Origin of the sequence: Actinomadura sp. HBU206391, assembly GCF_014323665.1 — a bacterium.
In the GTDB taxonomy this organism is placed as follows: Bacteria; Actinomycetota; Actinomycetes; order Streptosporangiales; family Streptosporangiaceae; genus Actinomadura_C.
Genome location: NZ_JABVEB010000026.1, coordinates 1 through 12434 on the forward strand (window position 1 = coordinate 1; position 12434 = coordinate 12434).

Annotated in this window: 14 protein-coding genes; 4 read left to right on the plus strand and 10 right to left on the minus strand. The window is 70.4% G+C overall.

The window, feature by feature from the left end; translation table 11 throughout:
- Positions 1-596: 596 nt before the first annotated feature.
- The 5 genes from HKK72_RS12140 to HKK72_RS12160 all read right to left on the minus strand — a co-directional run bounded on the left by HKK72_RS12140 (position 597) and on the right by HKK72_RS12160 (position 3438).
- Positions 597-998: a type II toxin-antitoxin system VapC family toxin gene (locus HKK72_RS12140; RefSeq protein WP_187234421.1), complete on the minus strand. Its 402-nt coding sequence runs from the start codon at positions 996-998 to the stop codon at positions 597-599.
- The gene (locus tag HKK72_RS12145) at positions 995-1222 is read right to left on the minus strand and encodes an AbrB/MazE/SpoVT family DNA-binding domain-containing protein (RefSeq protein ID WP_187234422.1); all 228 of its coding nucleotides are present in this window, start codon (positions 1220-1222) and stop codon (positions 995-997) included. Before HKK72_RS12145 ends, HKK72_RS12140 begins: the two co-directional genes overlap by 4 nt.
- Before the next feature lie 44 nt (positions 1223-1266).
- Complete coding sequence (locus HKK72_RS12150; protein ID WP_315987199.1) at positions 1267-1695, minus strand: EamA family transporter; 429 nt, start codon at positions 1693-1695, stop codon at positions 1267-1269.
- A gap of 91 nt (positions 1696-1786) precedes the next feature.
- Positions 1787-2305: a 5-(carboxyamino)imidazole ribonucleotide mutase gene (gene purE / locus HKK72_RS12155; RefSeq protein WP_187234423.1), complete on the minus strand. Its 519-nt coding sequence runs from the start codon at positions 2303-2305 to the stop codon at positions 1787-1789.
- Entirely contained in the window at positions 2302-3438 is a 1137-nt protein-coding gene (locus tag HKK72_RS12160; protein WP_187234462.1) for a 5-(carboxyamino)imidazole ribonucleotide synthase, read from the minus strand. The genes purE and HKK72_RS12160 overlap by 4 nt, the downstream gene beginning before the upstream one ends.
- Before the next feature lie 196 nt (positions 3439-3634).
- Between HKK72_RS12160 and HKK72_RS12165 the strand changes: the two genes are divergently transcribed.
- The gene (locus HKK72_RS12165) at positions 3635-4315 is read left to right on the plus strand and encodes a GtrA family protein (RefSeq protein WP_187234424.1); all 681 of its coding nucleotides are present in this window, start codon (positions 3635-3637) and stop codon (positions 4313-4315) included.
- Here the strand turns inward: HKK72_RS12165 and HKK72_RS12170 are convergent.
- Positions 4299-5576, minus strand: a complete 1278-nt coding sequence (locus HKK72_RS12170; RefSeq protein ID WP_187234425.1) for a sensor histidine kinase — start codon at positions 5574-5576, stop codon at positions 4299-4301. The genes HKK72_RS12165 and HKK72_RS12170 overlap by 17 nt on opposite strands.
- A 95-nt stretch (positions 5577-5671) precedes the next feature.
- Positions 5672-6343, minus strand: a complete 672-nt coding sequence (locus tag HKK72_RS12175) for a response regulator transcription factor (RefSeq protein ID WP_187234426.1) — start codon at positions 6341-6343, stop codon at positions 5672-5674.
- Positions 6344-6734: 391 nt separating this feature from the next.
- Between HKK72_RS12175 and HKK72_RS12180 the strand changes: the two genes are divergently transcribed.
- The 3 genes from HKK72_RS12180 (at position 6735) to HKK72_RS12190 (ending at position 9234) form a co-directional block, all read left to right on the plus strand.
- Positions 6735-6959, plus strand: coding sequence for a bacterioferritin-associated ferredoxin (locus HKK72_RS12180; protein ID WP_187234427.1), 225 nt, complete (start codon positions 6735-6737; stop codon positions 6957-6959).
- Positions 6960-7063: 104 nt separating this feature from the next.
- Positions 7064-7543 (plus strand): bacterioferritin, encoded by a 480-nt coding sequence (gene bfr, locus HKK72_RS12185; RefSeq protein WP_187234428.1) that lies wholly within the window; start codon positions 7064-7066, stop codon positions 7541-7543.
- Positions 7544-7704: 161 nt separating this feature from the next.
- Positions 7705-9234 carry a CHAD domain-containing protein gene (locus tag HKK72_RS12190; protein WP_187234429.1) on the plus strand — a complete coding sequence of 510 codons (1530 nt, stop codon included), beginning with the start codon at positions 7705-7707 and terminating at the stop codon, positions 9232-9234.
- Between the two features lie 7 nt (positions 9235-9241).
- On the opposite strand, the gene HKK72_RS12195 is transcribed toward HKK72_RS12190, so the two are convergent.
- The 3 genes from HKK72_RS12195 to HKK72_RS12205 are packed head-to-tail and all read right to left on the minus strand — an operon-like array spanning position 9242 to position 12434.
- Positions 9242-10729 carry a DUF4153 domain-containing protein gene (locus HKK72_RS12195; protein WP_187234430.1) on the minus strand — a complete coding sequence of 496 codons (1488 nt, stop codon included), beginning with the start codon at positions 10727-10729 and terminating at the stop codon, positions 9242-9244.
- Complete coding sequence (locus HKK72_RS12200; protein WP_315987200.1) at positions 10726-11760, minus strand: HAMP domain-containing sensor histidine kinase; 1035 nt, start codon at positions 11758-11760, stop codon at positions 10726-10728. The genes HKK72_RS12195 and HKK72_RS12200 overlap by 4 nt, the downstream gene beginning before the upstream one ends.
- Positions 11757-12434: a response regulator transcription factor gene (locus tag HKK72_RS12205; protein WP_315987201.1), complete on the minus strand. Its 678-nt coding sequence runs from the start codon at positions 12432-12434 to the stop codon at positions 11757-11759. Before HKK72_RS12205 ends, HKK72_RS12200 begins: the two co-directional genes overlap by 4 nt.

Here is a 12434-nt window from a genome sequence, read left to right on the forward strand (position 1 = left end):
CGGTGGTCCGTCCGGCGTCAGACGAGGTGCGGCTGTTACGGCCTGGACACTGGCCGGGGTGGCCGCGGTACCCGCGCCCGAGACGAGGGCACCTCCCGCTAAAACCAGTCCGGATGTGACAACTGCCATATGCTTTTGAACTCCCACGGAAATTACCTCCCTGGAGAATTCGCTTTGTGCGACAAAGCTTTGGCCCTGCCTCACAGCGGGGATCTTGTCGCCGCGCCGGGGCAATATATGCATTAAAGGGTTAATGAACCGAATGCATCGACCTATGCCGCATCATTCGGTCAACGCAGTCCCCTGTCCGAATCCCCCTAAACATGGGGATGCCAGGCTTGACCGGGATTTTCCAAAGGTGGCATACCTGCGACCCTTGTCGCGATCATCGCCGCGCCAGCCTGCCTCGTTACTTGCTCCTGCACCTGCCGCTGCATTTGCCGATGGTGCGCTATGTCGCAAATCCAGCGGGAGCACGGGCGGTGGCAGCCAGATCCAGCGCGTCGCCATGGCCTGCCAGATCCTGAAATAGGTCCCTGAGCCCAGGGAACCTCGACGTCCCGGATCGGGAGACTGGATCGGGAACGGGCGCATGGCTAGGGAGCGATCAGGTCGACCGAGGGGAAATAGGTCCGGTAACGGCTCGCGTCTCTGCTCGCCAGCCGGTGCCCGGCGATCGCCGCGTGCGCCCCGATGTAGAAGTCCGGGAGCGGTGTGGTCTTGAGCCCGCCCTTGCGCCGGTAGGCAATGAACGCCTTGCCTGCGAGGAAACCGGCGGCGTACGGAAGCTGCTCCCGGTAGAAGTCGCTGGTCAGGGCGGCGTCGAGGTCCTCGATCCGGGTGAACGACACCGATACCTCGGCATAGATGAGCGGATTGATCACCAACGGCCCGGCGTCGGCCGCCTCGGCGAGGGCCGTCCCCGACCACTCGGCCCACTTCGGGTCTTCGGTGAGGACGTCGAGCAGCACATTCGAGTCGACCAGTGTGGCGGTCAACCCTCCTCCCGGGTGAGCGCCATGATCTCTTCGGTGCTCATGCCGGCGTCGGCACGGCCGCGGAGCCGGTCGACCAGCCGCCGCCCGCGGCCGGAGTGCTCGGCGAGCATGATCCTCGGACCTGCCTCGTCCTCGACGAACACGATGTCGGCTCCCGGCAGGAGCCCGTACCGCTCCCGGATCGAAGCGGGGATGGTCACCTGCCCCTTGGAGGTGATGCGCATCGGTCCTCCATGTCGGTGGTCTTACTTGTAAAACTCTTACCATCCTATGCGCTGGGACCTTCGGCGGTCCCGGTATTCGGTCGGGTCCGCGTCCTGCATGGCCCGCCAAATCCTGAAGTAGCGCCGCGACCGGCCTCGCGCGGGGCGCCGACCGGTGCATCCTCGGCGGTCGGGGGCGCCGGCCGCCGTTTCCGCAGTCGCGTCATGCCGACGCCGACCAGCACGACGACCATGCCCATGATGACCCGGCCATCGAGCTCCTCATCGAGCACGATCGCCCCCAGCACCACCGAGACCACCGGCAGCAGGTAGCCCACCGTGGCGGCGTTGGTCGCGCCCTCGTCGGCGATGAGCTGCGCCGTGGACAGGGAGATGGTGGGAGTGCCCTTCCCGACGAGTCTGCTGCCCATGTAGGCGAAGGCGACGGCATAGCTCACCGCCGCCGCGACGATGGCGAGGGCGCCCCAGCCCACCGCTCCGGTGCGATGCCAGGGGGCGAAGATCAGAACCGTTCCCCCGAAGCCGAGCAGGAGCCCGCCCAGGCGGATCGGCCGCAGCCCGCGCTCAGGGTGAGAGCGAGTCGCGCAGCCGGGCGCCCTTGGCCTTGGCCTGGGCGTGGAGATCCGCCTGGAACGCGGTCATCCGCTCGCGCAGATCCTCGTCGGCCGCCGCGAGGATCCGTACGGCCAGCAGACCCGCGTTGCGCGCGCCCGCGACCGACACCGTCGCCACCGGCACGCCGGCGGGCATCTGGACGATGGACAGCAGCGAGTCCATGCCGTCGAGGTGCTTCAACGGCACCGGGACGCCGATCACCGGCAGCGGCGTCACCGACGCCAGCATGCCGGGCAGGTGGGCCGCCCCGCCCGCCCCGGCGATGATCACACGGAGCCCGCGCGAGGCGGCGTCAGAGCCGTAGGCGATCATGTCGCTCGGCATGCGATGAGCCGACACGACATCGGCCTCGTAGGGCACGGCGAACTCGTCGAGCGCCTCGGCGGCGGCGCGCATGACCGGCCAGTCGGAGTCGCTGCCCATGACCACGCCGACGAGCGGGGCGGGCGCGGCGGGCGCCGCGGTCATCGCGGGCCGTCCCTCAGGTAGTCGGCGGCATGGCGCGCCCGGGCCAGCAGATCGTCCAGGTCATCGCCCAGAACGGTCACATGACCGATCTTGCGCCCCGGCCGCACCTCCTTGCCGTAGAAGTGCACCTTCACGCCGGGATCGTGGGCCATCACATGGATGTAGCGGTCGTAGACGCGAGGGTCCTCGCCGCCGAGGACGTTGGCCATCACCGCGTACGGGGCGGTCGGGGTGGTCGAGCCGAGCGGCAGGTCGAGCACGGCCCGCAGGTGCTGCTCGAACTGGGAGGTGAGCGAACCCTCGATCGTCCAGTGCCCGGAGTTGTGCGGGCGCATCGCCAGCTCGTTGACGAGGATGCCCGAGTCGGTCTCGAACATCTCCACGGCCAGCAGGCCGACCACACCGAGCCGCTCGGCGATGTCGAGGGCGAGCCGCTGGGCCTGCGCGGCGGCCTCCTCGTCCAGCCCCGGCGCCGGTGCGATCACCTCGTGGCAGATGCCGTCGCGCTGGACCGTCTCGACGATGGGGTACGCGGCGCCCTGGCCGTGCGGCGACCGGGCGACCAGCGCGGCCAGTTCGCGCCGGAACGGCACGTGCTCCTCGGCCAGCAGGATCACCCCGCCGGCGACCGCGCCGTCGATCACGCCGAGCGCCTCGTCCATCGAGTCGAGGACCCAGACGCCCTTTCCGTCGTAGCCGCCCGAGGCCGCCTTGAGAACGACCGGCCACCCGGTCCGCTCGGCGAACGCGGCGAAGTCGGCGGGCTCCCGTACGGGGGCGAACCGCGGGCACGGCACGCCGGCGGCGCTGAGCCGCTCCCGCATGATCAGCTTGTCCTGGGCGTGCAGCAGCGCGGCGGACCCGGGCCGGCAGGCGACCCCGGCCGCCTCGAGGGCCTGGATATGGGCGGACGGGACGTGCTCGTGGTCGAAGGTCACGGCGTCGCAGCCCTTGGCGAAGGCCCTCAGGTCGTCCAGCGAACCGTGATCGCCGATCCGCACGTCGGCGCAGGCGCGCGCGGCGGACGCATGGGCCGAGTCGCTGAGGACCCGGAGCGTGACGCCGAGACCGATCGCCGCCTGCTGGGTCATCCGGGCCAGCTGGCCGCCGCCTATCATTCCCACGACCGGCATCTGGGTGTCTCCACCGCGCTGAGCAGGATCTCTCACGTGCAAGAGGTTATCCGCCCGGCGAAGATGTGAACGATACGGGGAGGATCGCCGTCCTATCAGTTGGGGCGAGCGGCGCAATCAAACACAGCGGTGTCACTCAGCCTCTATCCTCGTTGTGCCGCAATGTGCTGGTATCCCGAAGGGACGGGCCGTCTACGTGAGCTTTGTCGTTAACCTCTACCGACGGTTTGCGCGCCTCGCGCACGAGCTCGCCAAGTTCGGCAGCGTTGGAGCAATCGCCTTCGTCATCACCATAGGCACCGGCAACATCCTGCACGCGGGCCTCGACGTCGGGCCGCTCACCTCCAACGGGATCGCGACAGTGATCTCGACCACGTTCGCTTACTTCGCGAACCGGCACTGGACGTTCCGGCACCGTGACCGCACCGGGCTGGGCCGCGAGTACGCCCTGTTCTTCGGCCTGAACGGCATCGGGCTGGTGATCACTCAGCTGTTCATCGGGTTCACCTACTACGTGCTCGACCAGCGGAATCCGATCGCCTTCAACGTCTCGCTGATCATCGGCACGGGGGTGGCCACGCTCTTCCGCTTCTGGTCGTACAAGAAGTGGGTGTTCCTGCCGATGTCGCCGCCGCCGGCCGACGCGCACACCGGGCTGCCCGAGTTCAGCCCACCGCCGGTTCCCGGGCACACCACGGGCGACCGTCCGGCTCGCGACCGGTCCGGTGCCGTCAACGGCGTGCGCCCCCAGAGCCACGGGGCCCAGAACCACGGGGCCCAGAACCACGGGGCAGAGCGCCACGGCGCCGAGCGGCGCCCGCCGGCCGACGCGGGCCATGCCGAACGGCACTCGAGCCGGGTCACGCGGGCCCGATGACCAGGCGCTCGCCCGCCGCTCTGATCTCGGCGGCCTCACGCAGGAAGATCGCGAAGATCGCGGGGCGAGCCCGTACGAGTTCCAGCCGTCCGCCGTCGACGGCCACGAGCGACCGGGCCAGGTAGAGCCCGAGCCCGGTGCCCTCGCCGCTGCTCACGCTTCGGTCGAACACCTTGCGCTCCAGCTCGGGCGGCACGCCGGGGCCCTCGTCTCCGATCTCCACGACGACCGAGCCCGCGGTGAGCTTGGTGCACAGCGTGACCGTTCCGGCGCCGTGCACCAGCGAGTTGTCCAGCAATGTCGCGATGATCTGCGAGAGTCCGGCCCTCGTGACGACCGCGACCAGCCCCCGCTCCCCCGTCACCTCGACCCGCCGGCCGTCCCGTTGGAAGATCGGCTGCCACTCCTCGACCTGCTGCGCCATGATCTCGTCGACGGCGACCGGCGTCGCCGCGCCCGTACGGTCGTGCCGCGCGCGGGCCAGCAGTTGCTCGACGACGGCGACGAGCCGCTCCGCCTGGGCGAGCGCCGCCGCGCCCTCCTCACGGACGAGATCGGGGTAGTCCGCGGCCTCCACCATCTCCTCGAGCCGCATCGACAGCGCGGTCAGCGGCGTTCTGAGCTGGTGGCTCGCGTCGGAGGCGAACTCGCGGCTGGCCGCCAGCAGGTCGGCGATCCGCACGGCGCTGCGGTCGAGCACCTCCGCCACCCGGTCGACCTCGGGGATCCCGTAGCGCCTGCGACGCGGCCGCGCGTCGCCCGACCCGAGGCGGTCCGCTGTCTCGGCCAGATCGATCAGCGGCACGGTCAGCTTGCGCGCCTGGAACACGGCCAGCGCCGTCGTCACCGCGATGCCGAGGACGACCAGCGCCCCGATGAGCAGCAGCGAGCGCAGCGCCTCGTTCTCGACGTCCTGCGCGTTCCGCGACACGTCGACGTGGATGCCGCCGGCCGCACGCGAGTCGGTGAGCCGCTGCCCGCGGCTCGGCGGCACCGTTCCCGCCGTCACGACAGAGGCGTTCGGCAAGATGATCACGACGTAGCGGCCGGGGAACTCGTGCCCGATCTGCTCCGACGTGATGGGCTGCCTGGAGTCCCAGCGCAGCTGCACCCCCGCGAGAATGATCGCCGCCTCGCGCTGGAGCGACTGCTCGGCCTCCTCATAGATCAGTTTGTGCGTCGAGTAGGCGAGGGGGATACCGAGCAGCAGGATCGCGACGATCGCCACCGCGAACGTCGACACGAGCAGCCGGCGCCTCATCAAGGCTCCTTCCGCTGGATGAGAGTTGGCCGCTATGGAGAGGGCACCCGCCGTGATCATGCAGTTGTGATGCCACGATCCCGGCGGCAGGCGGGTCAGTCGCCGCGTTCGAAGCGGAAGCCGACCCCCCGCACCGTCGTGATGTAGCGGGGACTGGCGGCGTCGTCACCGAGCTTGCGGCGTAGCCATGAGATGTGCATGTCCAGTGTCTTCGTCGATCCCCACCAGTTCGTGTCCCACACCTCCCTCATGATCTGTTCCCGCGTCACGACCTTGCCCGCGTCGCGGACCAGGACCCGCAGGAGATCGAATTCCTTGGTCGTGAGCTGGAGTTCCTGCTCGCCCATCCAGGCGCGCCGCGACTCCGCGTCGATGCGAACACCTTGAACGATCGGTGTCTCGGTGCTGCCCCGGCGGAGCAGCGCGCGAACCCTGGCAAGCAGTTCGGCCAGCCGGAACGGTTTGGTGACGTAGTCATCCGCGCCCGCGTCCAAGCCGACGACGGTGTCCACCTCGTCGGCGCGTGCGGTGAGGATGAGGATGGGCACCCCGTGCCCTTCTGAGCGCACCCGGCGTGCCACTTCGAGCCCATCGAGCTCGGGCAGGCCGAGATCGAGAACAATGAGATCCACACCGCCCCCGAGCGCTCGCTCCAGGGCTTGAGGCCCATCGGGGCTGACTTCAACGTTGTACCCCTCCCGTCGCAGCGCGCGGGCAAGGGGCTCAGAGATGGACGTGTCGTCCTCGGCGAGCAGTACTGAGGTCATGTCCCGATCGTAGGACTATTCAAGAACGTTTCCCGCTTAGTGCGAGCGCCTTGACCTGCGGTTTAACACCCGCAGTACATGCTTGAACACGGCTGAAGCAGCTTTAACCAGATGTAACCGCCCATGTCGAAACCGTCACCGAACACCGACCCGGGCGAGTGCCTCTCGGGGGCATGGATCGAGCGGCTCGCCGCATTGCGGACGCGCTCTATCGGTGAGCCCCTCGGCGAACTCCTCGGTGATCCCCCTAAGTGATCTTCGCAAAGCGAACTGAGTCACACCGGAAGCCCCAGACTGGACCAGACGCGACGCGGTCGGCTAACTTAGGGGAGGCTAACCTTAAGAGAGGCCCGCACCCCCGGGCGCTCGGACCCGAGAGGCATTCCACCGGATGTACGTCTGCATCTGCCACGCCGTCACCGAGGACGACGTACACGGCTGCATCGCCGCCGGCGCGTGCTCCCCCAAGGAGGTCCGGGCGGCCTGCGGGATGCGGCCCGGGTGCGGCTCCTGCACCAAGCGGCTGTGCGCCCTCGTCAGCCAGCGCCGGTCGGCGGCCGGGCTCGTGGACGCACTCGCGGATCTCAGCGACGAAGGCGTCGTCACCGCCGCCTGACCCCGCGCCCGAGCCCCGCTGGCGGGCCCTTCCACCCGGGGCTGACACACCGTAGCCGGAGCCGACGCTGCCATCTCGTGGCATTCATGCCACGATTGGACGGTATGGAAGGCGACAAGGACATCATCGCGCTGCTCAACGAGCAGCTGACCGCAGAGCTCACCGCGATCAATCAGTATTTCCTGCACGCCAAGATGCAGCAGAACTGGGGTTTCACCCGTCTGGCCGAGCACACCCGGGCCGAGTCCTTCGACGAGATGAGGCACGCCGAGAGGCTCACCGACCGCATCCTGTTCCTCGATGGGCTCCCGAACTACCAGAGGCTCGGCGCCCTGCGCATCGGGCAGACCGTGTTCGAGCAACTGCGGGCCGACATGGCCATCGAGGTCGAGGCGGTACAGCGGCTACGGAGCGGCATCGAACTGATGCGCTCCCGCGGCGACGTCACCTCTGCGCGAATCTTCGAGGACATCCTCGCGGACGAAGAGGAGCACGTGGACTATCTCGAGACCGAGTTGCAACTGGTCGAGACCCTGGGCGAACAGCTCTACCTGCAGCGTTACGCCGAGCCGCCGAGCGCCTGACCGACAGCGGCACGGCCGCGCCACATTCGCCACGCCGCTCGGCAGGAGTGCCGAGGGCGGTTCCCGCGTACTCTTGAATCGGACACCCGCCGTTTACCTGACCGTTGTACGCAATTCACCTAATGTGACCCTCCGTCACCTTGGGGGTGCGAGGAGCCGACGTGACCGACCATGTCGAGATCGAGCGGAAGTACGACGCCGAGGCCGGCTTCGTCGTACCGGATCTGAACGGGCTGCCCGGTGTCCACGCGGTCGGCGAACCGCAGGCGCACGTACTGGTGGCGAAGTACTTCGACACGCGGGACTTCCGGCTGGCCGCCCGCGGCATCACGCTCCGCCGCCGCCGCGGGGGCGAGGACGCGGGCTGGCATCTGAAGATCCCGGCGGGTAAGGACGCCAAGAGGGAGCTGCGCGCGCCGCTCGGCAGCGACCAGGCCGTCCCCGCGCGGCTGGCCGATCTGGTCTCGGCCCACACCCGGGGCGAGCCGCTCCGGCCGGTCGCGATACTCGAGACCAACCGCACGGTCATCCGGTTGCTGGGCCAGGACGGCGAGGTGCTCGCGGAGGTCGCCGACGACGCCGTGGCCGGACAGGTGATCGTCGAGCCCGGTGATGACGACCGGGCTCCGTCGGGTGGGGCGTGGCGCGAGATCGAGGTCGAACTCGCCGCCGGATCGGCGGAGCTGCTGAAGGCCGCCGGCAAGCGGATGCGCAAAGCCGGTGCGAGCAAGGCCTCATCCGGCTCCAAGCTCGGGCGGGTGCTCGAACCGGTGATGGCGCGGACCCGCGAGGAGCGGCCGCCCGCGGCCACGCCGCCCGCGGGCACCGCCGGAGCGGCCGTCATGGCGTATCTGACCGCACAGTTCGACGCGCTGCTGGCCTACGACCCCAAGGCGCGGATGGCCGAGCACGACGCCGTGCACAAGATGCGGGTATCTGTGCGCCGGATCCGCAGTGCGTTGAAGAGCTACCGGCCGGTGCTGGACCGGGAGCACACCGACCCGCTGCAGCCCGAACTGAAGTGGCTGGCCGACGAACTCGGCACGGTCCGCGACCTCGAGGTGCTGCGCGAGCGCTTCACCGGCCTCCTCGACGCGCTGCCGGGCGACCTCGCCGGGCACAGCGGATGGCTGCGCGCCCTGCACGACCAGGAGACCACCGGCTACCGCACGCTCAACACCGCCCTTCGGGAGCCCCGCTACTTCCGGCTGCTCGACGCCCTCGACGATCTCCTAGCCCACCCCCCGCTCACCGGCCGCGCCGAGCGCGAGGCCACCGAGGAACTACCGCGAATCGTGCGGCGGACCTGGCGCCGGCTGGAGCGCGCCTACGGCGAGATCGAGTCGGCGCCGCCGGAGGACCGCGACACCGCCCGGCACGAGACCCGCAAGGAGGCCAAGCGGGCCCGTTACTCGGCCGAGGTCGCCGCGGGAGTGCTCGGCAAGCCGGCCACCGCCGTCGCGGCGAACGCCGAGGCGATGCAGGAGGTGATGGGCCGCTTCCAGGACGGTGTGATCGCCCAGGAGCATCTCGCCCGGATCGCCGCCGCGTCGACCGACCCCCGAGAGACCTTCACGCTCGGCGTCCTGTACCAGGTCGAACGGGAGGAGGCCCGGGCCGCGCTGGACGACGTGGCCGCGACGTGGGCCAAGGCCCGCGACCCCGCCGCGCTGGCCGCCCTGCGCCGATGACGGGCCACTAGCAGGACTCGGTCGGCACCGCTCGGTCGGCCACGATCGCGCGAGCCCGGTGCCGGCCGAGGTTCGCGCTCAGCCGGCCCTCGTCATGGTCGAGCCGCTGGGCGAAGTGCTCCAGCGCACAGACCCGGTGCGGTTCCGGCAGGCCGCGCAGAGCCGGTACGGCGTCCGCCGAGAGCCCGTAGAGGTATTGGGTGTCGAGCTTCCCGGTCTCGTTGTACCGCGCGACGTTGTGCTGGGCGATGAAGCCGTCGGGATTCAGCGCGGCCAGGGTGATGAGCGCAGCGGCGGCGCTCCCGGCGACCGCGCCCGGCAGCCACGCCGCCCTCAGCCGGATGCCCGCGGCGGCGATGAGCACGATCACCACGCCGAGCCACAGCTCGAAGGCGTGCACCCACAGCCGGAGCCGGGTCCACCCGTAAGCCTCCTCGTACAGGTACAGCCGGCGCAGGGCGACGGCCACCACCACGAGTGTCAGGCCGCACAGCGCGCCGAGAAGCGAGCGCACCACGGCGCGGTCGGCGACACTGCCGCGCGGTGCGTACCGCACAGCGACCGCGACGACCACGAGGACCAGCACGGTGACGATGACGAGCTGGAAGAACCCCTGCCGCGCGTACTCCGCGTAGCCGAGCCCGGTGGAGCGCAGCAGCCGGTCCTTGTCGGCCGTCAGCAGAACGGTGGCCTGCACCGCGGCGAAGGCGACGAACAGCAGGTTCAGCGCCACGAGAGGCACCGCCCAGACCCACCGGCCGGCGGGGCGGCCCGGTGGCGACACCAGCTCGGACACCGGCGGCGGGGCGAGCGCGAGGAACGTGGCGGCGAGAACGAAGCCGATCACCGCGACGCAGACCAGCACCTGCCACAAGGAGGTGCCGACCGAGACCGGGGGCACAAGATGCCCGAGGAGGTCGCGGAACGCCGCGTCGGCGCCGGCGAACAGCGCCCCGAACACCAGGAGCAGGCCGATGGCGGTCAGCGTGGCCCAGATGATCGGCAGGGTCGCCGGTCCCCGGCCCGACCGGGCGACGGCACGGACGCCCGAGCCGGCCCAGGGCAGCATCCGGCCGCCCGCGAACGGCAGCGCGAGCCCGCCGGCCAGCACGTGGGTCCAGCTTCGACCTCCGACCAGGGCATATGAGATCAGCGGCACCGACGCCGCCATGCACAGCCCGACGATCCACGCCGCGTCCCGGACCGCCCCCACGCTCACCAGGCACAGCGCCGCCAGCGCGAAACCGGCGCCGGTCAGGTCCACGCGGCCGGCCGACCGCGCGGACGGCAGCACCGCGAGCGCGACCACCACCGCGGCGATCACAACGTTGATCCCCAGCCCGCCGCCGAACACGTCGCCGAGGGCGGCCGCGCTGACCAGCCCGGCGATCAGAGCGCTCACCAGTACGCGCGCCGGGGCGGGCCCGGGCGGCGGCGACCAGGTCTCGAAGGTCCGATCCAGGCTGTTGACGGCCTTTTCGAGGTCCACTGTCATGAGTTCCCTCCGGGGATGTGTACGCGAATGCGGCAGCCGCGCGGTGAGTCGGCGACGACGATCCGGCCGCCGTGCATCTCCACGACCCACTTGACGATCGCCAGGCCGAGACCGGTCCCGCCGTCCGGCACCCGCACGCCGCGGGTGAACCGTTCGAACACGCGGGCCCGCTCGGCGAGCGGGATGCCGGGCCCCTCGTCGGCGACTTCGAGCATCAGGCCGCCGGCGACGGGACCGTCCCGGCCGACTCGGGCCCGGACGGTCACGGTGCCGTCCGGCGGGCTGTGCCGTACGGCGTTCTCAAGCAGGTTGGCCAGCACCTGGTGCAGCCGGTCACGGTCGGCGACCACGGTCAGTCCGGCCGATACGTCCACCACGACCCGGGCCTCCGGATGTCCGGTCCCGATCTCGGTCACGACCTCGGAGACGAACAGGCCGACATCGAACGGCGCCAGGTCGAGCGGCACCGCTCCGGCCTCCACCCGGGACAGGTCGAGCAACTGGGTGACGAGCCGGCCGAGCCGCTCGGTCTGGCGCAGCGCCGCCTCGACCACCTCGGGCGTGGCAGGGGTGACGCCGTCGGCCACGTTCTCCAGCACCGCCCGAAGCGCGCTGATCGGCGTGCGCAGCTCGTGGGAGACGTTCGCGACGAACTCGCGGCGCTGGCGGTCGACGGCGGCCAGGTCGGCCGCCATCCGGTTGAACGCCAGGGCCAGTTCGCCGACCTCGTCGCGGGAGGTGGACCGGACCCGCCGGCTGTAGTCGCCCCGTGCCATCGCGGTCGCCGCAGAGGTCATCTCGCGCAGCGGCGCGGTCATGCCGTGCGCCAGCAACTGGGTGACGCCGAGCGAGATGAGCACTCCGACCGGCAGCGTGTAGCGCGCAAAGAACCCCAGGTAGTAGCCCCAGAGCACGATGAGGACGGCGACGACGGCGGTGCCCATCGACACCACGCCGAGTTTGATCTTGATCGAGCGGAGCGGGTCGAGCGGGCGGGGCACCTTGCTCCACAGCCTGTGGACGGCGCTCACGCCGGCACCTCCAACGAGTAGCCGACGCCGTGCACGGTGCGGATGACATCCGCGCCCAGCTTGCGGCGCAGCGCCTTGACATGGCTGTCGACCACGCGCGTCCCCGACGCGTCGGCCCAGTCCCACACCTGCTCCAGCAGGACCGTCCGGGTGAGCACCGTCCTCGGGTTGCGCGCCAGGCAGTCGAGCAGATCGAACTCCGTCGGGGTCAGCCGGATCTCACGGCCGGCCCAGCGGACCCGGCGGGCCCCCCTGTCGATCTCCAACGGCCCGGCCCGCAGGGTCTCGTCCGCCGGCCGCGCCGAGCGGTCCACCCGGCGCAGCAGCGCACGCACCCGGGCCACCAGTTCGCGCATGCTGAACGGCTTGGTCACGTAGTCGTCGGCGCCCACGCCGAGCCCGACGAGCAGGTCGGTCTCGTCGTCGCGGGCGGTCAGCATGAGCACCGGCACCGGCCGCTCCGCCTGCACCCGGCGGCAGACCTCGAGCCCGTCGAATCCGGGCAGCATCACGTCGAGAACGATCAGGTCCGGTTCGAAGTCGCGAGCCTGCTCGACCGCCGCCGGCCCGTCGCCTGCGACCTCCACCGTGAAGTTCTCGGCGGACAACCGCGCGGCGACCGCCTGCGCGATCATGGGCTCGTCCTCGACCACCAATATGCGTTGCCGTGTCAC